Genomic DNA, 23616 nt, shown 5'->3' on the forward strand with positions numbered 1-23616 from the left:
AGCGTCGGGCTAAACCACCATGACCGTCGCGATGGTGCTCGTGATGGAGCGCGTCGTGCTCGCTAGGTCCCACTGCACCGTCACGTCCGGCGACATGTCAGCCGTGGTGTCGAGCGTCGTCATCGCTCCGGCGTTGTCGATGTCCTGGAAGAACTTGCTCGCACCGATGGAGTACGAGGCCTCACCGCCGACGATCACCTTGCCGGCCGTGCCGACCTCGCGGACCACGATGAGGCAGTCGAAGGTGCAGGCCTTGTTCGTCGCGCTCGCGAGCAGCGCGGACGTCACCACCGAGGCGACGACCACTCCCCCGAGCTTGACGCGGATAGTCAGCGATGACCCGACGAGCGGTGTTGAGTAGATCCCCTCGCCGTGGATGCGGATGCGCTTGCCCACGGTGAGCGCGTTGGCCTTAATCAGGTTCGAGCCGACGCCGGTCCCGAGCAGGCTGGTCTCTGCTGCGGTGTTGGTGATCGTCCGGTTGGCCGTCTGCGAGAAGATCAGGCTGTCAGCGTTCGGGTTGTACGTCATCAGACGACCCTCCATGCAGACGGGAACGCCTTCAGTGTCACGGCTGAGCCGGACGGCAGCGTGTAGGTGTTGGCCGTAGTCACGTTGCCAATCAGCTCGGCGCCGCTGCCCTTGATTGTCGCGGCGGCGGCGTTGATGTTGACGAACTCGTACATGCGCCCCTGGCAGCCAGCGAGGGCCGGCAGAGTCTGGGCGGCGGTCGTGTTCAGCTCGACGGAGCAGTGGGTGGCATCGAGAGTGGTGGCGGCGGAGCGCTGGGTGACCGGCACGCTCATGGCCTTATTGCTCTGGAAGCCGTTCGCATTGACGCTCAGAACTGTCGCGTTCGTCCCGAGGAGGCTCATCTCGCCTGCGTCGTTGTCACTCAGCTTGTTCAAGATGTAGTGATTGTTCGTCGATAGAGCGTCTTCGTAGATCCCCTGATTGACGAAACCGTGAACCACGTTGTCAGCGACGGAAGTCTCTGTGCAGTTGTTCAAAATGATGCCGTAGTTGACAGACCTCGTAACGATACTGCCGCTCAGATATTCACCACTAATCAGGTTGTCCTTGACGGAGGCGAACCGTACCTTCAGCAGCTTGATCCCTCCGAAGCCGTCGCTCAGAGAGACACCTGATGCATCGATCACGTTATCGTGGATTTCTACATCGGTAGCTACAGATGTTGTCGATTGGTTCTGCACGTAGATGCAGGAGTTCTTGAGTGTGTTGTTGTTCAGACGGATGGTGCGCCCTGCAATAGAGGCAGCCGGTTTGATGAGCATGAATAGCACACCGTAAATCTTGCCGATCGCCGGCTCGACGACGTTGTCATTGCTGATCGACGCATACTGAATCGGGTACTGTTCGTTCCCGAAGGTGATGTTACCCTTCGTCTTATTGCCGGAGAAATCGTAGATGTTTGCCGCCACGAGGTCAATGGCGTTGGTGTAGTTGTTCGAGGCAGGATCTGTCGTGTCTTGTTCGACGATGCAGTTCCTGACCCACACTCGACGGACCTCTGCCGTTGACGAGTTAGCTGGACCACCACCGATGACGTCGTTGACCCCCTTGCCCTTCAGCTCGCAACTTTCGATCCAAACTTTGTCCGTTACGCCACTCCCCGTAGCTGTGACGAAGATGCCGAAGCCTCCGCATAGCGGCAGCTTCAGGCCATCCATCACGACCGTGGTTGAGTTCAGTACCTCAATCGCCTTCCAGTTTCCGGACTGAAGAGACGCGTCTACCGTGAAGTTCTCCATGCGAACGTTCGACTTGTCGCTGACACGAAGAACGGCCAGGGGTGACGATTCCTTCATCTTGAACGTGAACATTCCGCGAGTCACGGTATTTGTCTGGAGTCGCACTTCACCGGACACGAGATAGGTCTTCCCATCGATCCCACGCACCTCACCGCCACCCGCCGCATTCGCGGCAGAATAAGTGGCGTTCAAGAAGTTCGTGTCATCCACTAGGCCGTCACCTGTTGCGCCATACTCTTCGAAGTAGAAGACCCTCTGGTAACGCGGGTATATCCAAGACAGATTTCCCGACGCATCTGACCGCGCAAGACGGTCAGTGCCTGGAGATTGTGTGACCGCGATGCTGGCTGGGAAGATCGGCTTCGTGGAGAAGGTCTTGGTCCCAGTGATCGTTGCCGCTCCAGCGAGGGGAACCTTCGCGTCGAGGAGAGTCTGAGTTGCCGTGCTTATCGGCTTACTCGCGTCACTCGTGTTGTCCACGCTCCCTAGACCGACGTGTGCCTTCGTGATGCCGGTCGGCGTACCCGTGAACGCTGGTGAGGCCAGAGGAGCCTTCGCATCCAGCGCCGCTTGTAGCCCGACCACCGTCGACACCGCCTGGGTGCCCGTGTGCGTCGTGCGATCGCGGAGGCTCGCGTCCGCAGCGTTGACTGTCGCTCCAGCGGCGATCCCTGCGAGCTTCGTCTTCTCGGCCCCGGTGTAGTCGTTCGATGAGAGGCCGAGCCCACTTACCTTGTCGACTTTCGTCGCCAGCGCGCTGCTCGTCGCTGTCGGGATCGGCTTGTCGAGATCGCTCGTGTTGTCCACGTTGCCGAGCTCCACGTCACCCTTGGTCAGGCTGACGAACTCGGTGTCGTAGTTGGCGGAGGACCGCTTCCGCAGGAACTGCCCGGCGCTTCCGCCCTTGGCGACGCCTGGACCAGCCGGCCCCGTGGCAACGGCTGAGCTGGAAAGGGTGGTCGTGCGTACCTGCGGATCGCCCTTGGGAGGGGTGACCTGGACGACGTTGCCCTTGAGACGGACGCTGGTGACCTTGCCGGTCGAGCTGACGACGCGGACGTACCAGTTGTACTGCCCGAGCGGGATGAGAGATGAGTTCGGCACGGACGGCTGCGAGCTGAGCACGAAGTCGAGGGTGCGGGTGTCAGCCGCGAGGCTGGTCAGCTCTGCTGTGATGAGGGCGGCAGGGTCAACGACGGTGTCGGATGGCGCTGCCGTCTTCGGCACAACGTAGAAGTACGCACGAGCGCTCGTGAGATCACCGAACAGCGACGTGACCGGCACGCGGATGGTTTGGTCGTCTCCCCTGGTGATCTCTCCGAGCCTGTTCATTACAGTTCCTTGTTCTTCGGTGCGATGTAGACGCCGATGAACCCGATTCCCGCCGCTACCAGGATCGTGATTGCCGCGTTCAGCTCGTCCCCGAGGACGATGCCGTACTTTGCGAGTAGCGCCACGAGTACCGCGACGATTGCTCCTGCTAATGCTTTACTTGCTGTCATATGATCTCCTTTTACTTGATGTCTAACGCAGCCTTGATGGCCGCCAGTTTCTTGTCTGCACCCGCGCCGCTCTGAGCGCTCTGCGCCTCGTCGAGCTTGTCGCGAAGTGCACCGGCCAGGTTCTTGTAGAGCAGCCACTTTGGCTTGCCCGTGTAGTAGCCAAGAGCTGCCTTGTCGTCCGCCCACGGCGCGAGTCGAGCGAACGCATCCTTCACCTCGTCAGCACTAGGGACGGTGGTGCCAAGGATGTCGCCCTGCAGTTGCCGCACGTCGTTGCCGACGTAATACGGCACCTGGTCTTTGTTTGGAACTGCGTCTGCGTAGCGCGAGAACACGTCCCTCACCTGTGCTTCACTGGGTTTGATCATTTCTTCTCCTTTCGCTCTTAGGAAGCCGAGTAGCCCGGGTGCGAACATCGTGTTGATGCTGACCCTCAAGCTGCCGCCGTAGTTTTGATTGAGTAGCCGCCCGTTGTAGCGGATGCCGATGTGGCCCTCCGGCCCGGTCCACGAACCCGGATCGTCTCCCCAAACGGGGATGTCACCGTCGCGCTCCTGGCCGACCGGGACCCGGTCAAAGTGCGCGAGCACCGCCGGGTTGGACCAGTAGTCGACAGCGTTGCCCCAGACCGCGGTCTTGATCCCAAGTACCAGCTCCATGTAGAGGCGGACGTACGAGACGCACTGGCCCTTGTAGGTGCCGGTGCCGGGGTTGCCGTAGGACCCGCCGATCGGGTACGCGGCCAGGAACTGTTCAAGCGTCATGAGCGTGGCTCCTTCGGCTTGAGGTCTAGCGCGTGGAACATCAGAAGCAGGGCAAAGATGCTCGAGGTCAGGCCGGACCACTCGGGTGAGAGCGGCGCGACAAAGTTCCAGACCACAAGGATCGAGATGAGGGTGGTGGCTGCGGTGAGCCACCGGTAGCCCTTCGTCCAGGCGTTCACGGCGGCGAAGAGGTACGGGATGAGCCGTAGGAGTGCGACGACTGCGAACGTAATCATTGGGAGACTCCCGCCCACACGGTGAGAGCAGTTGCTACTGCAGCCGCGACGAGGGCAACCGCACTGACAAGTTCTTTAGACTGGAACCATCTTGTTGGAGTCATCACCTGCACGGTTGTCGCGTTCGGTGCGTTGATCTGTTGGGGCTGGCCGGGGTTGTCGCGCTGGTGCTGGGCAACGGCAATAAGCCCGGTCTTCCACTCCTCAATAGTATTAACCCTGCCATTAGTCTTGATTGCTTGCTTTTCGACGGCCTGTAGCGTGCTGTTCATTTGAACCAGGATCAGCATGATGTCGTTATTGGTCGGGTCTTTTGGTATGACGAAATCTGCCATTAGGCCACCTCGTAAGTGGCGGCGATCATCAGTTGGTCCCCGGCCGCCCAAGTCATGGGCACGGCGGAGGTGATGCTGGCGAAATTCGCGTACGCAGCACCCGCGCCGAAGACGCCGAGCTGGAGCTTGCTGGTGCTGGCGGTGTCGTTGATGCGCACCACGCCGTAGTAGGAAGCCGTGCCCGCGTCCTCGATGCTGAGGTTCCCGATCTGCTGGCGAACGTTGTAGGTCGAGCTGTAGTCGAGTGGGGCCGTGAACGAGAGTCCGCTCGACGGAGTGAACGAGCTGGTGGTACCGAAAATGAGCTTGCCCCTGATGTGCACCGTCTTCCCGATGACGACGAATCTGAAGTCGACGGTCGCGTTGCCGATCGTGAGGTCGGTCCACGTTGGGGTCCAGGAGCGCCAAGCATCGGTGAGAGTCGTGTTCCGCTGGTCGCTCACAGCAGTGACGGCACCTGCGCTGGTGGTGACCTTCGAGACCAGGACGTTGTTGGCCGGCGTCGCTGGTCGTGCCGTACCGAGCGCCTGGGGGTTGTACTGCACGTTTCCAGTGCTGTCCACGTAGACGTAGGTGTCGCGAGAGGCGGTGAAGCCGTACGACGCGACGGCAGGCACCGGCAGGCGCTTCCCCGCCACGTACGCCACACCACTCGTCATGGTCCCGTTCAGGCCGGACGTCGGCGACCAGATCAGGCCGGACGCGACGATGTTGCCGACGGTCTCGCTCTGCCGGGTCTCCGGGTTCGAGTTCGTGTCTGCTGCCGCCGCAGTGAGGGTGCCTGCGCTGATCTTCGAGCCGCTGAGGGCAGAGATGTTCGCGTCGTCGAGGTTGCCGTTGACGGCAGCAGCGATCGCGTTTGGTCCCTGGTTGATCAGGGTGTCAGTGAGCTCGTCATTTGGATTAGCTTGTGGGACGGTTACTACACCCATTTTGTCTATCTCAGTGCGACCCGTCCTAGTTACTACTAGAATATCAAGTTGTGCTCATGCGGTAAAGGCTAAAGCGCTGAAGTAGCTTCACCGCCACCATAAAGCATCGTGTTCTGCTGAGCCGCTGCAATGCGTGCACGGAGTCCTGCGAGCTTTGCCTGCGCCTGCTCGGGGCTATCAGTAATCTGAGGAAGTGTTTTGATGATGCCCTTGAGTTCAGTCTCGGACGGGGCGTCCGTCTTGCCCAGCGCTTGCAGGATGACCGGCACGTAGCTCTGAAGCTCGTCGTTGTAGAGCTTCGCAGAGCCGTTCAGACCAAAGTCCCCGAGCGTGTTCGCTACGCGTCCACCGAACACGCCGGAGCCGCCTCCTGCGTCTGCCAGACGGGTCTCAAGCTGCTGGAGCGCGGTCTCAGCGTTGCCCGCAGCGATGAGGTTCTTCTGCTGGACGCTGTTCAGTTCCGCGCCTGCTCCTTGCGATTCGAACTCGGTCGAGAGCGCGTACATGTCCTTCAGGACGTCCGCGCTGGCAGAGTCGCCAGCAGCCAGAGCCTGCATCAGTGCTTGGCCGAGCTCCTGCGACGAGTAGCCGGTGGGGTTAGTCGGAGCAACGTCCGGCGTCGTGCCAGCTGCCAACCCTCCGCCGAGCTGGCTAAAGGCCAGGGCTGTCTCAAGCGACGGGTCTGCTGCTGCGTCTTCGGACCCGGTGAGTAGCCGGCCCGCGATCTGGCGCCCAGCGAGTGGTAGAGCGCCCTGACCTGGGGTCGGCGCAACTCGAAGCGCACCGCCTGAGATCTGGCTCGCTGAGCGGAGGGTGTTCCCGGCAACGTTGGCTACCGGATTCTTGACCACGTTCGTCACAGCCTCGCCGATCATGCTCTTGACGCCGCCAGCGTTGAACGCGTTCCCGACACGTCCGCCGGCAGTCAGCGAGTTGCTCTCGCCCTCGTCGATGATCTTGCTCACTCGAACGAACGGAGCCATCGAGCCACGTAGGTCGCCCACGGTCTTGGCACTCATGACGTTCTGGTCCACGTACTTTGCCCACTGCGGGTTGTTGGGTTGGAGGTCGAGTAGCTGAGCCCTCAGTGCTGGTGTCAGGGTGTTCGATAATTGCTTGTTTGCACCTGCACCCGTGTAGAGCGCATCCTCCAGTTCGTCTCGGACCAGTTTGAGGACAGCTGCTTGGTCGGCCCGCTCTGGGGTCGACAGACGGTAGTTGTCACCCTTGCCAGTGAGGTCGGCTGCTCGCTTCTCGAGCGCGCGCATGGTTGACAGCACCTCCGTGGGGTTGAACTCAGTTGCCACTGAGCCCTTGGCGCCGCCTCGTAGCTTGTTCATCTGCGCGGTGAACACCGCTTGGACCGACTTGCGGTCCTTCTCGACGAGACCGTAGTTCTCTACGGCGTCGGTGAATACCTGCTGGACGCGGTCGATGTTGACTCCGCCTGCGCGTCCAACGGAGTCGGACACGGCCTTGGTGATGAGGCCCTCTGAGCCCGTGACCGCTGCCGCGAGCCGTTCGGCGTCGACCGGCTTCGTGATGCCCGCGTCAGCGAGTGTGGCGATGGTGCCCGCTGGGTCAGTGGAGCGAGCGAAGGGCTTGCTGATGGTTCCGTACTGCGAGAGCAGGGCCTTGTTGCCAGCGTTCTTTAGCCGACCACCCACTGAGGTGACCGATGGAGCGGCTGAGGCCCCTGCTGCAACAGTGCCGCCGGCTGCTGTGCCGGTGAGGTTCCCACCAAAGAGACGCTCGGCGGTCAGACCAGCCTGGTCATCGAAGCGACCGCTCGCCACGCCCTTGCGAACGGCACCTTTGCCGATGGTCTGGATCCCCGCCTCTTGGACGAGCTGACCCGCCGACTTGGAGCCGAGACCAGTGCCTACCTTGACGCCAGCACGAGCCAGCTTGAGGCCTGCACCGATCGGGAGCGATGTCGCACCGCCAATGAGCCCTTCCTTCAGGACGTTCTTGCCGAGGTCGTCACCGGTAATCGCGTTCTCCGCGAGTTCACCACCGGCTGATCCGATGCCACCACCGAGGAGTGCCCCGACGAGTCCACCGACGGCTGTACCGACGACTGGGACGACCGAGCCGAGGGCTGCGCCGCCCGCTGCGCCTGCGAGCGCGCCGCCGATCCCGCCTCCGGTACTGATCTGGTCAAGGAGGAAGCCCTTCTTCTTCTTGGCTGCCGGAGCTGGTGTTGCCTTGAAGTCGAACGCTGGTCTGCTGAAGCCGTTGTCCATCACACCGCTCCTAGCAGTTGAGGGAACTGCGTACGAAGGACGTTGAGGGTGGTCGGATCGTTCGGACGTGCTTTCAGTTGGTTGTAGGCGTACTGAGCAGACTTGTCACCCTGTGAGCCCATCTCGTACAAGATGTTGCCGATGCTCTGCTTCGTCTGAGCCGCGTACTGCGCCGCGGTGATCGGCGCGCCGTTCGAGCCCGTGAACGCGAAACCGCCCGCCTTGTTGCGGGAGACGGATGGCTGTGACCCGCCTTGACCTGCCTGGGCTTGACCGCCGAGGTAGCGGGAGATGTCTGCGACCGGAGAGGTGGCCGCTGCGCGAGCCGCGGCTGCCTGCCGCTCCTGCGCAGCCAGGTTCTCGTTGAACTGGCGGGTCTGCTCCGCGAATTGGCGCTCCTGTAGGTCACGCGCTGTCTCGCCCTCGTAGATCGACTGCGCTTGACTGCGCTTGTCACGAGCGAGCTGCTGTAGCGACTCCTGGAGGGTCAGCTCCTTCTGCGCTCCGGAGGACTTGAGGTTGGCGATAGCCGGCGCATAGTCCGTCGCGGCGTACTGGGCCTGCTCCCCCACTGGGATGCCCGAGAAGCCGAGCCCACGGCGGCGTGAGGCGTCCAGGATGTTGGTGTTGGCCTGGGCCAGCTTCGCGTCGGCCTGCGCGACACCCGCTTCAGTCTCACCTGGGATGGCGTTGAGACGAGTATTTATGATGCTTTCACTACCCGAGTAGCTTGGGTTCAATTCCGAGAGGATCTGGTCGAGGCTTCTGGCCATGAATAAGTTCTCGCGCGGCTCGTCCTAGTTGCCTTTAGAATAACACGCAGCAAGTGGAGTTTAAATAGGTCAGATTCCTGACTCTTGAAAGATCAGATACTTGTAACTCCAAACTAGGTCATCGAGGCCGTCGTTCAAGCTTGAGACGTTCGAGAGATCGATGTAGAGGTTCGTCGAGTCCGCGCGCGCCGACGAGAAGATCATCTCGCCAGTCGGACCGAGGTGGACATACGACGGTAAGTTCGAGAGGCCGGGGTACGTGTAGTACAGCCCGCTTGGGTTCTGTACGTAGACCATGAACGCAGGGATCGTCGGCTGCCCGTGCGGGATGACCTGCGTCACGACTCCCATGGTTGGCCAGCTCGCTGGCGGGCTCATGGTCACAGTGCCCGTCTTCACGATCTTCATGACGTTCTGCGAGGAGTCGAAGATCAGATCGTCCCCTGTGTCCGTCTCGGCGTTCTTCCCGTCCTTCGCCACCTTCAGTACAGGCTTGCCGCTCTCGGTGATTGCCATGTAGATCGAAGGCGTGCCCTGCTCGTCGTTCAGCACCAAGCCAAACTCCCCGCTCGGGAGGCGGCCTACGTTCATCTTGTCGTCGTCGTTCTTACGGTAGGTGAGCCCAAGCGTCTCTTCACTGGTCTTGCCGATCAGTAGCTTGTCAGGGCTGTTCTGTCCGCCAAAGGTCTTGAGGTTCGTCTCAGCGTCGAGCTTCGCGAAGTTGCGGTTGACCTGCGCAACGATCGCGGCTTGCGACGATGACGAGTTGATCTGGTTGAAGTTGTTGGCCATCAGTTCAGCCTCTGCGTTTCGATCGTCAGCACTTCACTGTCCAGCTCGACGGGTTCGCGTGCGGCGACGTGGCGGTAGCGGCGCTGGATGCGCTTGAACGTCCCAGGGATCGTGAGCCTCGGCTCGACCATGCGCTGGCCGGCCAGGCGGACACCGGTGTTGAGTCTGAGCCCGGTGTTCAGCCGAGCCCCACTGCCGGAGACGTCGACGGACGAGTACGAGGGTGCGCCCGCGAAGTCCTTGTCGTAGCCCACCTCGACGGCGTAGGAGCCGGTGACCGAGGGGAACTGCGGGTAGTGCTTCGGTGCCCGCTTGCTGGAGGCGGGCGTGTCGAAGTGGTTGTAGGCGGTCCTGAGCTCGTACTGAAGCTGATCGCCCAGATTGTGGTGGTCGTTCGTCGACAGCTCGCCGTAGTAGATCGCTGCCACGCGGTTGCTCGCCTGGAGGAAGACGTCGTCCTGCGCGTAGCGGCTGAACGTCCGGCCGATCGGGGTACCTAGGTCGAGCGCTTCGAAGCAGTTGAGCAGGAGGTTGTAGACGAAGCATCTGGTGTTGGCGGCGGCTCCCTGCGGTCCGTGGAAGACGTAGAGGCGGTTGCGGTACAGCTCCAACTGGATGGTGCTCTTGTTTGGGATCGCCAGGTAGTCCTCCAGGAACGACTCCGCCAGGTTGCGGCTCTCGGTCCCGTTGAACATGTGCACGCCCTCCTCGTCGGCATGGAAGATGTAGTTCGCGTCGAAGACCACCGACTCCTGCGAGAAGGTCCCACGTTGGTCCGGCGCCTCGTCGAGGTTGAACGTGTCGTTGTCGGACCCGTTGAGCTGGAACTTGTTGCGCTTCGCGAACAGGTAGAGCACGCCGTTCAGCTTGGCGAAGGCGGTCAGGCCGTCGTAGCTCTTCGGAGCGGGAACGTAGATGAAGTCAGTGCTGGTGTACCGGTCGTACTCTGCGAAGTTGGAGTAGAAAATCCTGGTACGGTCCTCGACGTCGTTGAAGAAGAGCAGTCCCTTGTGCTCGATGATGAGGTCTGGCGTGTATGGCGCAGCGGTGATCTGCGTCCACTCGTTGAAGTCGTACTTCCAAGGCTTCTCGAGCCCGTTCACCCAGTACGTCGCGTCCTGGACCATCTGAGTCCGGACGTGGGTCGCTGGCTGGCTGAAACCCGACCTCACGACGGCGGTAGCGCCCGTTGTGTCGTTGACGGAGTAGACCGAGCCGCCGGCCGAGAACAGGGTGACCTTCTGGCCGTTCGATCGGTAGGCACGCAAGAGCCCCTTCACTCCCCCAGCGGGCGATGAGTACACCGCGACGTTGGCGGCGACGGAAGTGGTGGACCAGGCTTCACCGGCGGTCGCGCTCGACAGTGCCGTTGCGGCTGAGCCGGTGGTGCTGACCTCGTACTCCCCCACGTTCGCTGACTGACCGCGGATGGTCACCCAGAAGACGGTCAAGTTACTGATGTCGGGAGCAGCCGCGAAGCGGACAGTTCGGTAGGACCACGCGCTGGACACGTCAGCAGCTCGGATCGAGCTACGGGCGAGCACAGCCCCTGGGACTCCCCCTGCGTCGGCACACAGCTCGACGAGGACGGTGCCTCTGCTCGTTGCCGTCGAGCGGATGCGAACTTCAGCGCGGGTGATGCGCTCGGTCTTGGTGCTTGTGAGCTTCTGAGACAGCGCCTGCGAGCCGCTGACCGTCAGGACGGATGCTGAAGCAATTGACGAGACGGACGCGTTCAGCGCCTCTCCTACGGGCACCGAGTAGTGATCCAGACCACGGCGCGTCTGGTAGCGACCGATCTTGACGAAGCGGACATCGTACGCAGCGGCCAACTCGGTGACCTTCATGTCGTCGTTGTCCTTGTACGTGTTCACGCCGTCCTTGAAGCTGATCGCCCTCGTCTGCCCCTTCGAGGATGAGAGCGGAGGGATCGCAGTGCGGTAGCCGAAGCGCGACTTAACCACGTCGTCCTCGTAGCGATGACTTGCCGACACGGAGCTGACGGAGCCCGTACCGCTGAAGCATGTCCTCCGCGAGGTCCTCGACCCTGCGGTCGTGCAGAGCAGCCACGTCGAAGTTCTCCCGGTAGCGCTCAACGCCGGCCAGCCCGCCCTCGACGAGGAGGTTGCTGAACTCCTCGGGGATGAGGGGCGCGCTGTCGTCACTGAGACGAGGAGCGGCCACGCGGTAGCGCAGCCAGATCGTGTAGTCAGTGTCGAATGGTCGGTCCCAGTACAGCTCGCCGCCGTAGTCGGTGTAGGTCGAGGGGCGGCCGACTGGGTTCGTGTCAGGGACTGGGTTTCGCTCGAAGAACTCGGTTGGCTCGATAAACTCAGGGTGACTCAGGCTGGCAGCTTGGTCAGCACGGCTCAGGACGAGCTGCAGGATCTCCTGGTGGCCGCTGTCGTACGCGAAGGTGGTTGAGTCGGCGTAGAGCGTCTCGACAAGCCGGGCCTCGGTGAACGGGAAGCGGTGGCGGTTCAGCACCTCGTCCTGCGTGTCCTGGAGATACCCGCGGACAAGGTCACGACTGAACGACGAGTCCTTTGCTCGAGCGATTACTTTGTCGATGAGAGAGGACACGTTGTAGTCGGCCATATGGTACCCGCGACTCGTCCTAGTTAAACCTAGAATAACAAATTGCCGTGCGACTGCCTAGGTGTCGTGTACGATGCGCTCATGCCTGAGACGTCAGAACCGGTCCGGAGATGGCTCCCTCCAATTGTGGTAAGCGTCGTCGTCGGAGCCGTTGTTGGCCTCGGCGTGAATCTCGTGCAGACCGGTATAGAGAACGACAACGTTCGACAGAACGAGGTCGACAACTTCCTGCGCGCCGAGCGGATTCGAGCGTACTCCGACTTTGGCAAGGCTTTAGAGGCGCAATCAACTCTGGTAAACGACATCCTCTTTGACGTTTATGGCGACGATGAGTACTTGCCCGATGAGGCCGTGAGAGACCAGCTACGCATCGAAGACGGAACCAAAGGTGTCGCGTCCGCAATAGCGTCCGTTCAAATTCTTGGATCGAACCGTGCCGTCATCGCCGCTGAAGACGCTCTAAAAGCGCAGAAAGAAGCGTTTTACTCGATGAACGCCGCGCTGCTTGACGCCATCGGCCCAGAGCCGAGTATCAAGATTGGTGAAGACAGCTGGGTCGTCGGCTATGCCGCGGCTCTCGGATGCCGAACTGGTCGTTCAACGGCCGAGTTCACCCGACTAGTGCGGCTGGACCTGGGTGCAGAGCCAGCCCCGTCTTCGACAGATACGGTTCAGTGCACAGAGATTAGCTACTACGCAAAAGACATTGGGCAAGTGGTTCCTTAAATAAAAGAGCGACCTGCTACGGTCGCTCTCTTTGAGGAGTGGTGTGTCCTACTTCTTCGCAGATGCCTTCTTCGCAGTAGGGTTTGTCTCACCCGTTCCGTGCGTTGCCCCGATCAGCTCCGCCTCAGGCGTGTCCTGGTACTTCAGCTCAGCCGCGTTGATCGCGTCCTCCTTCGCACGGTGTGCGTCGAAGCGCTCGTCGTCGTTGAGACGTCGAAGCGTCAGCTCTTCAGCTTCTTTCTTGATCTGATCAAGGTAAGAGTTCTCTTTAGCCATGGTTGATCCTCTCAGCTACTAAGCCGCAACGCGGTGAGTAGCGATCGCGTTAATTTTGGTAGTGAGCACGAATGCGTCGTAAACGATTCGTCCTTCGAGCAACCAGCCGTTGTAGCCGGGTGCGTTCTTGTGAGTGATGTAGTCCGTGAGGACCATCGGGCTCACCATCGCGTCTGGGTGGGTGATGATGAGGTCCGTGTTCGTCGGCATGTAAGTGCCTGGAACGACCACAGCGTCCACGCCGTCAATCTGGCCCAGAGAGCCGGTCTTGCGGTCTTTGTAGGCGTCGTCGCTCGCGAGAACGAAGTTGCCTTGCTTTAAGCAAGTTGTAGTACGTGGCAGTCATGAACGCGACACGTCCGGTCGTTGGCACGATGTCATCAGTGATGTCAGCGTTCAGCGTCAGGAAGTTGTTGTACGCGTTCCCAGCAGTCGTCGCACCAGGGGTGACGAGCGTGCTCTTGCCGTTCGCGACCGCAGCGGCGCTCAGCGCAGCGAGGCGGTACGTGTCGATCTCGGGCACGACCACTTCGCGGATCTGACGAGCGAGCCACTGACCGCTGGCCATCACACCTTGCGACTCGTCGTTGTTGCGGCGGTCGATGACGGTGCTGAAGGCACGGTCACGGGCGAGTGTGAGGGCTTGCTTGGTTGTTCCGGCGTCGGTTGGTGTTCCGTATCGGTTCGCGCCGGTGCGGGCGTAGTTGCCGAGAGCGGTTGTGTCGACTGAGTAGATGTTGACAGTTGTGACGCCGTCAAAGTCATAGTCTTGGTTTACAGCGCGTTCGGTCAGGTTGGTCTGACTGAAGCGTTCAGCCACCTTCGGGCTGTATTTAATTGCGAGGTTTTGAGCCATTCATGTAGGTCCTGCTTAGGGTTTTTCGAATCCAGCGAGGAACGGGTCTTCTTTCGGTGGGGTTGCGGCCGTGGCTGCGCTTCCAGTAGGTGAAGTCGCTCTCTGCTTGTTCGCAAGCGTTTCGAGTGCCTCCTGACCACCTTGTCGCTTGATCGCACCCGTATCGACGGGCTTCGCCGGTACTGCTAACGCGCGGAACTGATCGAGTGTCAGCCGGCCCTCGTTGAGGAGCGCTGCTGTCTCGGGGTTCGCCTCGGCGTACTTGCCCATGGCGGTGTCCTCTTCAGCGGTGACGTTGGCTTCGACCTTCCATTGGTTGATCGTTGCTGCGTTCTGGAGCTGAATAGCTATCGCGTAGGCCTTCTGCGCCTCGGTAGCGTCGGGATCGACTGCTGCGGTGGTGTTGACTTGCTTGGCAAGCTCTGAGGCTTGCTGGGTAGACGAGTGCATCTTCTTCTCGATCTCGCGCCAGGACTTGGCGATTGCCTCTTGCCCCTCGGGAGTACTCGGGTCGATGCCCTTTTTGTCTAGCCACGCCTTGTAGTCGAAGTCATCAGCGGGAGCCTCGGGCTCGTCTGCTGGTTCATCTGGCTCGGGCGCTTCCGGCTCGTCGGTGTCATTTGGTGTTGGTTCTACGGGCGTCGTATCCGCCGCTGCTGGCTGCTCTACAGGTTGTGCCTCTGGGGCGCCTGGTTCCTGAGGAGTAGCAAGGGTTATGGGTTCATCCATGTAACCGTCTCCATGCTTACTTCACCCCTCTCTATTGGTGGAGAGGTGCTGCGGGAGCACGAGCTAAGTAACCAGGACGAATTGCTTACTTTGTATTGGGCTCGTACTGCCCCAGCACACCTACACGATCGGCTCGGGTGTCTCCCTCCCCCGCACGGCAGCCTTCAGCCGCTCCAGGAGCGTTGGGTCGGCCAGAACGTTGCGGCTGGTCGTGAAGTAGTCGATCTCGGACTGCACGGTCGCCGCCTTCGTGGCCGCGTGCGCGCGGTACGAGTCGTTCAGCTCCGTGTTCATGGCGATGTCGATGTGCCGCTTGCGTGACGCCTCCAGGCGAGCCAGGTAGTGCTGGCCAAAGCGGGAGCTAGCGAACGCCGTTGCGTCCGTCGCCAAGTCAAGACCGCTGTACTCAGACACCGGGGACTCCTACGGGTGCAGGAGCGCCGCCGAGGGCAGCGGGATCAGTGGGTAGGCCGGCCAGCGCTGGGTCTGGCGTGATGATGGCTTCGATGTCTTCCTTGTCCATCTTGAACATCTTTGGGTAGAACCGCTTCTTCGCCTCGACGAGGTTGTTCGTCGGATCCTGTATGACGGCCTGGTAGGTCTCGCGAGCTTCCTTGCGGCTCTCGGCCTGTTTGGACTCAGCGTCCACTTCGAGCGTGATGCGTGGCTTCCAGTCGCCTGCGATGTCGGCAGGGTCGAACACAGCGACGCCCTCCATGAGGTCGGGATCGATCGCCGTCACGTCGAAGCCGTACTCGATGAGCACGTCAGCGCCGGTCTTCTTCGCCTCGGGCGCAGAAACGACCAGGGGCTCGGTGACGTACAGCTGGATCATCTTGAGGAGGATCCAGTACTTCCAGTACAGTGCGTCGCCGGTGAAGATGCGCGCCTTGCTCTCGATGCGTGCGCCGGTCTGCTGGAGCGCGGAGCCGACCTCGAACTTGGTGCGGTCCTTCTCGCTGAGCGTGCCGTTCGCAGCCTCCGAGATGGCCGTGGCCTCGCGGATGCCGTTCTTGATGTCGACGCGGTTGTTGAACGAGTTCGGCGGGATGACGCCGGCAGGGATGTTGGCGAGCGAGCCAGGCTTGAACGGGTAGACCGTGCCTGGGTCGTCGTTGATCAGGTCGATGAAGTCGATGTAGTCGGGGTCCAGCTCACGCTGCATGGCGAGCTGCTTGATGATGGCGTCGCCCTCCATGTTGGTCATGTCGTTGAGGCGCTCGACCTCCTTGGCGATGGCGTTCAGCTCGCTGGAGGCGTAGAACAGGCTCTTCTTCCGGTAGTTCCGGTAGAAGTAGAACGGCACGATGCCCTTCGCCTCGGACTTCGCTCGAGCCTGCGCCTTGGTCAGTGCCTCAGCGTCATCGGCCGGCACGGCGTCGAGGTAGCGCTTGAGGAGCATCTGCTCGTGACGTGCCTTGTACGGGTTCACGACGTCCTCGATGACGTCTTGGCGGTTCTTGATGGTGACGACGCGGTCCACGTCCCAGATCTCCAAGATCTCGTCCTGGTCGTCCTTGGCCGAGCTCAGCGTCGAGCCAGCGAACATCTCCTTGAGCTGCGCGTCGGACGGCTCGTCGTTCGCGGTCGTCGCGGTGGCCTCGGCCGTCTTCTTGAAGCGCGGGACCAGCTCGCCGTACGTCTTGCTCTTGGGATCGGTGTCCACGACCTCGTAGTCGTCCAGCGCTCCCTTGCGCACGAAGTAGCGGCGGCCGGCGTAGTAGCCGTGCTGCTGGAGCTGCGCCGGGTTCTTTACCGTCGGGTCGACGATGGCGTCGCGCATTGCGAACGTCTCCTCGTGCGGGTGATCGATGTCCCAGATGAGCATGTTGGCGTCCATGCCGACCTTCAGCACCTCGCGGTAGCTGTCCTCCTGGTTGAGGTCCCACTGGTCGTCCTCGGCGTACTCATCGATGAGCGCGTTGAGCGGCGCGATGTCGGTCTTGCGCATCGGATCGCCGGACGTGTAGTCGATGCGGATCTCAGCGTTGTTGAGCGCGCTGGTCATCGTCTCGATGGTGCTGAACGGGATCGGCACGAAGGTGTCGGTGGTGCCCACGTAGGAGGCGTGGACGCGCTCCTGGTCGTAGAGCTTGTTGTCCCGGTCCCACTTGTCGTGCCAGTTGGCCTTCTGGTAGTCGTAGGAATCTTTGTACCGCTTCAGATTCTTCTGAAGTACGGAGTCGCTAGAAGTGGTGTCGCTGCTATTGGTTTTGCGTTTCGCCATGTAGTGCCTTTATGCCCTTCAATATGAAGCAGCGCACGTCTTTTGTCCATAGCGATTTCACCAACCTCGGGGCCGTTGCTTGGCGCGAGCCACCCAGTCGGCGGTCTTGATGCGCGCTTCGCCGGCCGTGGGCTTCAGCGTCTCGTTGCCGTAGCGCGTGGCGTCCAGGAAGTGGTTCCAGAGGTCGATCGGCGTGTTGAGGATGCGCCCCTCCTTGTCCGTCATCCACATGTAGTTCCGGTACTCCTTGATGCCGTTGGTCGAGCGCTTCGTGATGCTCACGCGCTGGTCCTGGAGCTTCTGGATGCCCTGGAGCACGCTTCCCTGGCCCTTGTTGGCCGCGAGGACGTTGACGCCGTAGCTCTTCAGCTCGTCGATCGACTTCGGCTCGCTGCTGTCCGCCACGACGAGCGTGCGCGGCTGCGGCAGGTTCAGGAGGATGTCCGCGATCTGCTTGTTGCTGAGGCCCTTCTGGTACGTCTGCTCGTCGAGGATGATCCCGCCGTTGTAGCTGTAGATGTCTACGAGGGCCGTCGGGTCGTTGCTGTACCCGAAGTCGAGGCCGCGTCGCTCGAGGCGCGCTTCGTGCGGCACCTCATCGACGATCTGCCAGTCGGTGAAGACCTTGCCCTCCACCTCACCGAGCTGTCCAAGGCCGTACACCTGCCACCACGCCTTGTTGTTGCGGCGGGCCTCGATGCTCCCCACGATCTGCGGGTCGAGCGCCTCGTTGTCGACGTAGGTCAGCGTGATGAAGTCGTGCTCGCGGTTCGGAGCCACCTCGTCGTACCACCAGAACTCGTTGGTCGGGTTCCAGTCGAGCCAGACCTCGCTCTTGGTGCGCACCTCCAGCTGGTCGAAGGCACCGTGGCTGACGTTGTTGGCCTCGTTGACGTATAGCCGGTCACGACGAGGGCCGCGGACCTTGCTCGGCTGGTCGGCGCTGAAGAACTCGATCTTGGAGCCGGTCTCGTACGTGTAGATGGAGTCGGTGGCGTTCCAGCTCGGGTCCTGCCAGTAGCCGTGCGCCTCCATGATGTTGCGGAAGTCGCGCATCGCCCCGCGCTTCAGGTGCGGGTAGGACTCGCTGACGATGGACGTCAGGGTCGGCGTGCCGTCGGACTGCGCCTTGTCGATGAGGATCGTCAGGATCGAGATCGTCTTGCCTGCGGACGTACCGCCGGCCACGCCTTTGATGCGCTGCCTCAAAGCGAGGAGCTTACGAGTCGCGGTGGTCGCTTGGTACATCACCACTCACGTGCTGCGTCAGACCGCCCAGAATCGGCGCCGGTAGCTCCTTGCCCTTTGTCGTGAGGTCCGTCTCACGCTTCTCGACGTAGCCGTGATTCGCGAGGACCAGCTTGACGATGGTGCTGTTCCACTCGCCCTTGAGGCCCTTGTTGAGCGCCTGGTAATGCTGGAACGTCTTGATTCGAGCTAACGTCTCCGAGAATCGGCGACCAAGCGCACTGTCGACATCGCGCCACAGGTAGAGGCTGGACTCAGCGACGTCGAGGAAGATCGCGAGGCCGACGTTGCTCGGCAACTCGAAGCGAGCCATCTCACCGATATACTTCCCAGCGCGTTCTACCAGTTCTTTTGTGAGCTTCGTAGGTCTTGCCATATACTATTGGTTATACCATAGTCCCATTGATCGCGACAGAGGGATTTGAGAGCGCAGGGTAATCGCGTATTGCCTGTTTGCCTGATATGAAGCGATTAGCTACAACCTCGCGGTACCAAGATGCGCCCGCAGCATCTTGCATTACCACTAAGTACTCGCCAATCTCAACATCCCTCGGATACGTGAAGGTCGCAACCACGCGAGCCCCAGGAGGTACGGTTGGTTGCCATGTACCGGAACTACCAAATGCGTTGCGTCCAGACGGCGACGGCACGAAGCTGAATAGCTGTAAGTGCACGTTCCCTGCAACGTCTTCTGCTCCAATCACAAAAGCGAATGGAATTGGTGCCGTCCCAGTGTTCACGAGGCTTATGAAAACCGAACGAGTGTCTTCGTCATGCAACGGAGGTCGTATCTCTCGGCGCGTGACGAAGTTGTCTGCGTACTTGTAACGCTTGTCACGCTTTTCTCGCTGGTAAAGAAACAGGGCGAAAAGCACCGCCGCTAGCGTCCCCAGTCCGCTAACCCAGTCAGCAACGCTACCCCAATTCATCAGCCTTCAATCTCCTTCTTCTTCGCCCTCGCTGCCGACCTTGCTGCGATGATTTTGCGCATTCGCCGCTCAGAAAACCACGTCCTCAGAGAGCGAAAACGCTTACCCCTCATTTGCCGCTGCGCAAACTGACCTTCGGACAGATAATAATTCCCTCTAATAAGTCGATGCCAGTGAGCACCGTTTGAATCCCAGAAGGAAATTACTGGATCATACGTCTCAGGGTCAATGAAAAATTCGATCGACGTCGTCTTACTGACGCCTGGCTTCACCACGTTCTCCATAAGTTGTAGATCGAGTTCACTAACGGTTTCCGTCTGGTAGTTGTTGTGAACATCGAAAAAAGACACGTAAGCCATGTAAATGGCCGTATCGCCGGTGTTGTGAATGCGCACCTCGAAGTACACTTCGCCGGTTTCATCATCGCCCACGAGTGCTGTCGCCGCGAAGAACTTGTTCGCAAGTAACCGCTTCTTGCCTCGAATGTCCGAGCGCCACAAGAAGATGCCCCCGCCGAAGGTGAGAGCGGTGGCGATCGAGCCGACCCATTCCGCCCAAGATCCAGGTTCCATGCCCGGAGCCTAGCGGTGACCTCCGACGACGTAGTTCAACAGCTCCTTGGCGTGACACCGCCGGCATCCCCGCACGACGAGGTATGCCGAGCCAGTGAAGCGATCGTTCTCGACCGTCACCGTCTGCTTGAACGTCTCCCACGTGTGAACACAGGTCTGCGGACCGACCCGGGCAGCCCGGCGTGCCTCGGTCGCCTGCTTGATGCGAGCGTGGAGCCCAGCCCGCAGCTGGTCGAGGCGCCCAGGGTCTACCACCACGTCGTTTCCTTGAAGACCGTGCCGAAGTTGTTGGTGCAGTGACCGGTGCAGGCCCAGTACGCAGCAGCTGCGGACCACGAGCCGTAGCGTCCGCTCATGTACTCGGTGAACCACTCATCCTGGCACGCGTAGTCGGACAGCGAGCACGGAAGCTTGCTGCACGGCAGGGCCTGGCCGAGACCGCAGGCTCCGGACGACGCGTTGATGGCGTCAGTCCGAGTGCCACTCTCATGGTGGTAAATGAACGCCTTCGCCTCGGCCTCCGTATCGACGGCCGGCGTCGGCTCTTCAACGGGCGCTGTGGCCTGCGGAGAGACTGCCAGTGGCTCGAGGAGCGCTTCTGGCGCGTCTTGGGCCGTCTCGCTCTGCGGCGCGGTAGAGACGGCTTCTATCGCGCTTGGTCTTTTGACACGACCTGCATGTCACTGACGACGTTCTGGCGAGCCTGGCTATGGATCTCGATCCCGGCGAAGTAGCCAAAGATGGTTCCGGCTGTTGCGAAGGCCAGCGCCGTGACAGCGACGGTCAGAACGAAGGTTGAAAGGCTGAGTCGGGTCGGTGCCTTCGTGAAAATTACGTGTGGCGCTTTGGTGTGTGTTGTACTCATATTCAGTTTTCCTTGTTTAGTTGTACTTACTTGACTGTGACGAACGTGATCTTGCTCGGCGTTCGGTAGTCAGTGATTGCTATTAGGTCAGTCATGTTTGTGTTCCTGTTTATTTGACTGCCTTTAGTTAAGCACGAACGTTACGAATAGTCAATACTATTCATTCATCCGCGGCAACACATGCTCTTTTATGTTTCTGTTCAAGATCCGTGCAGCACGGCTAGGCTTCCTTGGTGGAGTAAAGGAGGTCGTAAACAAGGTGACCCCGACCGCCATAATGGCAAACGAGATCAAGAGGCCAATAAGCGGATCTAGGTCGTTAGCGACAAGCCACTTCTGGAATGGCCAGAACTTGATGCCGAGGACATTGAAGGCTATTGGACCTACGACAAACGAGATAATGCCGCCCGCCCATCGCTTGATCCTGTTCCGAATCCACGGCCTATGCCACTCGCGGTAGTATGAACGTACAACTACGTCACTGATTTGGCTCGAGATCTTCATGCTCGGCTCGCCACTGACCAACAGCCTGTAATGGCGCGCCATGTCTTTTCGCACCAAGCCAGGCGAAAGTGAAAAGTGACCGTCGGCCGACATGCTCATGACGAGGTTGGCAGCGTTATGCTCATGCCCACCCTTCAATTCGTCAAAAACTTCGACGTTGAAGTCGACCGTGAGATCGAGGACCTGGTCAAATTGAGAATACTGAATATCTTTCTTACCCGCCGACCAGACGTAGACGTCGAGAATACCAGGGTCCGGGACAGGCACCCCCTGGACCGCGTACTCCAACTTTGGAAGGCCTGGCGATAATGCTCGCTCGGACGCAATACTGCGGTAGTCATAATCGACCCAGAGCTCATAATCGTCGGCGACGTGGCGCCAGCGATCGAAAAGCCACTGGAACAGGACACCCAAGATTGCGCCCACCACAAGCAGGACCACCGTCTCAAACCACATAGGGGCCAGCCTAGATGTCAGATCCGACGTACAGCGTTTGCCCACCCCCACGCATCGAGCTTCGTCCCGTCCGACATACTCCACTCAACGTGCACTGCCCGATCGTTCCACTCGACAGCAAACGCCTCCGTGATGACGGGCTGCTCCTTGAAGCGCACCCAGGCTCGCACGGGGACGGCCGGCCCCCGCTGAACGGGGTGATTGGCGACGTCGAGCTCCTCGCTGGTGAGGGACACCGGGACCGGGCGTACCGCTGCCTCCGTCACGCGCTGCTGCCTGAGGCGGTCGTAGTGGTCCTCGTAGCGTCGGTTACTGCCCATGGCCTCAGACCGTAGTCGAACGTACGTTCGAACGCGAGGCAGTGCGGAGTGTCCTACGGTGGTGCCATGACAACGGCAGAGACGGTCGACGCGATCCTTCCCCTCCTGTCGATACCGCTCTTCACTGCGACCGTTGTCGCCCTCGTACCAATCGCGATACCGACGATCCGTTGGAACCGCCGCCTGAAAAATGAGCTTGCGGTACTTAAGGATCTTCCTGAGGGCGAGCAAAAGGATCGATTCGAACGCCGCGTAGTGGAGCAAGCGAAGCGCCTAAATGACTACCACGAGCTGATTCCAGTACACGAAAAGATCCTCACATGGGTCTCAGTTCCCGTCTTCGTTGGTCTATCGACGATCGTCATGCTGCAATGGGATGCATTCGGGAAGTTCTCGCTTCTCGATAACATTCTGACGGCTCTAGTAATTCTCTTAGGATTTGGTGCCACTTTGGGCGCCTTCACTGGACGCACCTCTGGCCTCATGAACGGTGAAGCGTATCGCACCTACATGGGTAATGAGATCAAGGGCATGAAACGACAAGCTGCGAGAAGGAGTGCACGTCGTAGGATAAGGGGTATGAAGAAAGCGGAAAAACTCGCCAACGCGAACAAGCCCCCTGTCGAGCGCGTAGCAGGCTCGGGGAGTTAGTACTGAAGCATTCCCTGAGTGGGGTGCAGTCGGTGGGTTCTTCAGGGATGGCTTGAGTAGCAACTCCCCAGTGAGTTAAGGATCTAATGACGACGTAACAGACTGATTCATACGGCTACATGGCGCTAGCAGCTTTACACTCCCTTTTCCATAAGTGGTTGAGGATGAGCAACTGCTAGCCGACCACGCGAGAGCCTTCAGTGCACCTCAGCATTGGAAATAGTCCAACTCGTGTGGACATGTAGCCGTATGAACTGAACCGGAATGTAAAGGTGCGCGGGTTGTTTCTCTTTGATCCCATCAGTACAAAGCAGGCTTTACGATAGCCGAAAACGTTGAGCTGTTTTACCGTGCCATTTTACGTCTGCACGGAAGCCAACAGTCAGGGACTCCCGAGACTACAAAAGAACCGCCCTTAGTAGGACGGTTAGCTCTCAGTTCACGTTCTATTATGAAGGAACGTAGTTAGATTGCAACCCCCTACAGGCCGAACTCAGGACGAAGCAATCTTGAACTGAGAGCTTCGTGCTTTTTACTATGATGCACATCGTTACTTAAGTCAATGATTTCTCCGGCAAAGAAGATCCTTCGGTACCAGGAAGCCCGCTAGCCGAATATCAGCGGCGCGAACTCATGGGTCGTAGAGACCATGAACATCTTTGACTCTTCCGCCCCGTACTGCTTGATCCAGTACCTCAGCTTGGCCGCTCGCTCGTCGTCTGGCGCTATGAACAGTACGAACGGCACGAACGTCTCAGCGGCCTCCAGAGCCGCCAAGTAGCCCGCGAGCTTGTCGTTGATCTGCGTCTGGCGCTCCGTGCCCATGTCGATCTCGACCCAAAACGCCAGGTTGCGGCGCTTCGCGATGTCGGCGATGTCTATGAACAGGTCTGGTCGGACGATGACGTTGCCGACCTTCCGATGGCTGTCGGGTTCCGTCTCGAAGTTGTCGATCCGGAGCCGGCCCTTCTGCTCGTACTCCAGGAGGGCGGTGTAGGCGTCCGCGATCGCCATGGAGTGCAGCTTGACCGCTCTGAAGGGCCAGTAGGCCCCCTCTCGCCCACACAACGCCCAACCTTGCCGCCCGAGCTGGTAGACATACTGCCCGCTTCCCGCCCCCGTACCGCCGATCATCCTCCGCTCCAGGCGGGCCAGGAACTTCGTCTCGACGAGCCGGTTGAGTGCTCGATACATCGGGGTGTCAGACGATCCAGTGAAGTGCATCGTTCGGATGTGTCCTGCCGCGAGCTGCCCGAAGCGCCCAACTGACAGGACTATTTGGCGGTCGCGGTCGAGGAGAATCATGG

At 60.2% G+C, this 23616-nt stretch carries 26 protein-coding genes; 2 read left to right on the forward strand and 24 right to left on the reverse strand.

Features of this window, described 5'->3' with window-relative positions; genetic code table 11:
* Positions 1 to 9: 9 nt before the first annotated feature.
* The 12 genes from C5C71_RS01805 to C5C71_RS01850 form a co-directional block, all read right to left on the reverse strand.
* Positions 10 to 531 (reverse strand): hypothetical protein, encoded by a 522-nt coding sequence (locus tag C5C71_RS01805; protein WP_104337022.1) that lies wholly within the window; start codon positions 529 to 531, stop codon positions 10 to 12.
* Positions 531 to 3104, reverse strand: coding sequence for a right-handed parallel beta-helix repeat-containing protein (locus C5C71_RS01810; protein ID WP_104337023.1), 2574 nt, complete (start codon positions 3102 to 3104; stop codon positions 531 to 533). The genes C5C71_RS01805 and C5C71_RS01810 overlap by 1 nt, the downstream gene beginning before the upstream one ends.
* On the reverse strand, positions 3104 to 3229 hold the full coding sequence (locus tag C5C71_RS17825) for a hypothetical protein (protein WP_258068577.1): 126 nt from the start codon (positions 3227 to 3229) through the stop codon (positions 3104 to 3106). Before C5C71_RS17825 ends, C5C71_RS01810 begins: the two co-directional genes overlap by 1 nt.
* 56 nt (positions 3230 to 3285) lie before the next feature.
* The gene (locus C5C71_RS01815; RefSeq protein ID WP_104337024.1) at positions 3286 to 4038 is read right to left on the reverse strand and encodes a CHAP domain-containing protein; all 753 of its coding nucleotides are present in this window, start codon (positions 4036 to 4038) and stop codon (positions 3286 to 3288) included.
* Positions 4035 to 4274 carry a hypothetical protein gene (locus tag C5C71_RS01820; RefSeq protein WP_104337025.1) on the reverse strand — a complete coding sequence of 80 codons (240 nt, stop codon included), beginning with the start codon at positions 4272 to 4274 and terminating at the stop codon, positions 4035 to 4037. The genes C5C71_RS01815 and C5C71_RS01820 overlap by 4 nt, the downstream gene beginning before the upstream one ends.
* Positions 4271 to 4609, reverse strand: coding sequence for a hypothetical protein (locus tag C5C71_RS17165; RefSeq protein WP_146084393.1), 339 nt, complete (start codon positions 4607 to 4609; stop codon positions 4271 to 4273). Before C5C71_RS17165 ends, C5C71_RS01820 begins: the two co-directional genes overlap by 4 nt.
* Positions 4609 to 5541, reverse strand: coding sequence for a hypothetical protein (locus tag C5C71_RS01825; RefSeq protein WP_104337026.1), 933 nt, complete (start codon positions 5539 to 5541; stop codon positions 4609 to 4611). Before C5C71_RS01825 ends, C5C71_RS17165 begins: the two co-directional genes overlap by 1 nt.
* A 68-nt stretch (positions 5542 to 5609) precedes the next feature.
* Positions 5610 to 7787 carry a hypothetical protein gene (locus C5C71_RS01830; protein WP_104337027.1) on the reverse strand — a complete coding sequence of 726 codons (2178 nt, stop codon included), beginning with the start codon at positions 7785 to 7787 and terminating at the stop codon, positions 5610 to 5612.
* Positions 7787 to 8560, reverse strand: a complete 774-nt coding sequence (locus C5C71_RS01835; protein ID WP_104337028.1) for a hypothetical protein — start codon at positions 8558 to 8560, stop codon at positions 7787 to 7789. The genes C5C71_RS01830 and C5C71_RS01835 overlap by 1 nt, the downstream gene beginning before the upstream one ends.
* Before the next feature lie 69 nt (positions 8561 to 8629).
* Positions 8630 to 9352 (reverse strand): hypothetical protein, encoded by a 723-nt coding sequence (locus tag C5C71_RS01840; protein ID WP_104337029.1) that lies wholly within the window; start codon positions 9350 to 9352, stop codon positions 8630 to 8632.
* Complete coding sequence (locus C5C71_RS17170) at positions 9352 to 11316, reverse strand: hypothetical protein (RefSeq protein WP_146084394.1); 1965 nt, start codon at positions 11314 to 11316, stop codon at positions 9352 to 9354. Before C5C71_RS17170 ends, C5C71_RS01840 begins: the two co-directional genes overlap by 1 nt.
* Positions 11309 to 11950 carry a hypothetical protein gene (locus tag C5C71_RS01850; RefSeq protein WP_104337031.1) on the reverse strand — a complete coding sequence of 214 codons (642 nt, stop codon included), beginning with the start codon at positions 11948 to 11950 and terminating at the stop codon, positions 11309 to 11311. The genes C5C71_RS17170 and C5C71_RS01850 overlap by 8 nt, the downstream gene beginning before the upstream one ends.
* An 81-nt stretch (positions 11951 to 12031) precedes the next feature.
* On the opposite strand from C5C71_RS01850, the gene C5C71_RS17175 reads away from it, so the two are divergent.
* On the forward strand, positions 12032 to 12676 hold the full coding sequence (locus C5C71_RS17175; RefSeq protein ID WP_146084395.1) for a hypothetical protein: 645 nt from the start codon (positions 12032 to 12034) through the stop codon (positions 12674 to 12676).
* A gap of 48 nt (positions 12677 to 12724) precedes the next feature.
* Here the strand turns inward: C5C71_RS17175 and C5C71_RS01855 are convergent, their stop codons facing one another.
* From C5C71_RS01855 to C5C71_RS01895, 11 genes are all read right to left on the reverse strand, one after another.
* The gene (locus tag C5C71_RS01855) at positions 12725 to 12952 is read right to left on the reverse strand and encodes a hypothetical protein (protein ID WP_104337032.1); all 228 of its coding nucleotides are present in this window, start codon (positions 12950 to 12952) and stop codon (positions 12725 to 12727) included.
* An 18-nt stretch (positions 12953 to 12970) separates the two neighbouring features.
* Positions 12971 to 13192, reverse strand: coding sequence for a hypothetical protein (locus C5C71_RS01860; protein ID WP_146084396.1), 222 nt, complete (start codon positions 13190 to 13192; stop codon positions 12971 to 12973).
* Between the two features lie 4 nt (positions 13193 to 13196).
* Positions 13197 to 13808 (reverse strand): hypothetical protein, encoded by a 612-nt coding sequence (locus C5C71_RS17180; protein ID WP_146084397.1) that lies wholly within the window; start codon positions 13806 to 13808, stop codon positions 13197 to 13199.
* Positions 13809 to 13823: 15 nt separating this feature from the next.
* Complete coding sequence (locus C5C71_RS17185) at positions 13824 to 14537, reverse strand: hypothetical protein (RefSeq protein WP_146084398.1); 714 nt, start codon at positions 14535 to 14537, stop codon at positions 13824 to 13826.
* 120 nt (positions 14538 to 14657) lie between these two features.
* Entirely contained in the window at positions 14658 to 14951 is a 294-nt protein-coding gene (locus C5C71_RS01865; RefSeq protein ID WP_104337034.1) for a hypothetical protein, read from the reverse strand.
* A complete protein-coding gene (locus C5C71_RS01870; protein ID WP_146084399.1) occupies positions 14944 to 16764 on the reverse strand; it encodes a hypothetical protein in 1821 nt (606 codons plus the stop codon). The genes C5C71_RS01865 and C5C71_RS01870 overlap by 8 nt, the downstream gene beginning before the upstream one ends.
* Positions 16765 to 16821: 57 nt before the next feature.
* On the reverse strand, positions 16822 to 17973 hold the full coding sequence (locus tag C5C71_RS01875) for a PBSX family phage terminase large subunit (RefSeq protein ID WP_181065625.1): 1152 nt from the start codon (positions 17971 to 17973) through the stop codon (positions 16822 to 16824).
* Between the two features lie 10 nt (positions 17974 to 17983).
* Positions 17984 to 18388, reverse strand: a complete 405-nt coding sequence (locus tag C5C71_RS01880; RefSeq protein WP_104337037.1) for a terminase small subunit — start codon at positions 18386 to 18388, stop codon at positions 17984 to 17986.
* A 552-nt stretch (positions 18389 to 18940) separates the two neighbouring features.
* Positions 18941 to 19513: a hypothetical protein gene (locus C5C71_RS17190; protein ID WP_146084400.1), complete on the reverse strand. Its 573-nt coding sequence runs from the start codon at positions 19511 to 19513 to the stop codon at positions 18941 to 18943.
* A gap of 1021 nt (positions 19514 to 20534) precedes the next feature.
* Positions 20535 to 21338 carry a hypothetical protein gene (locus tag C5C71_RS01890; RefSeq protein ID WP_104337039.1) on the reverse strand — a complete coding sequence of 268 codons (804 nt, stop codon included), beginning with the start codon at positions 21336 to 21338 and terminating at the stop codon, positions 20535 to 20537.
* Positions 21339 to 21355: 17 nt separating this feature from the next.
* Positions 21356 to 21658, reverse strand: coding sequence for a hypothetical protein (locus C5C71_RS01895; RefSeq protein WP_104337040.1), 303 nt, complete (start codon positions 21656 to 21658; stop codon positions 21356 to 21358).
* Between the two features lie 66 nt (positions 21659 to 21724).
* On the opposite strand from C5C71_RS01895, the gene C5C71_RS17200 reads away from it, so the two are divergent.
* Positions 21725 to 22309: a hypothetical protein gene (locus C5C71_RS17200; RefSeq protein WP_146084401.1), complete on the forward strand. Its 585-nt coding sequence runs from the start codon at positions 21725 to 21727 to the stop codon at positions 22307 to 22309.
* A gap of 606 nt (positions 22310 to 22915) precedes the next feature.
* On the opposite strand, the gene C5C71_RS01900 is transcribed toward C5C71_RS17200, so the two are convergent.
* Complete coding sequence (locus C5C71_RS01900; protein WP_181065627.1) at positions 22916 to 23614, reverse strand: replication-relaxation family protein; 699 nt, start codon at positions 23612 to 23614, stop codon at positions 22916 to 22918.
* Between the last annotated feature and the right edge of the window lie 2 nt (positions 23615 to 23616).

The organism is Rathayibacter sp. AY1C1 (genome assembly GCF_002932105.1).
Lineage (GTDB): Bacteria > Actinomycetota > Actinomycetes > Actinomycetales > Microbacteriaceae > Rathayibacter.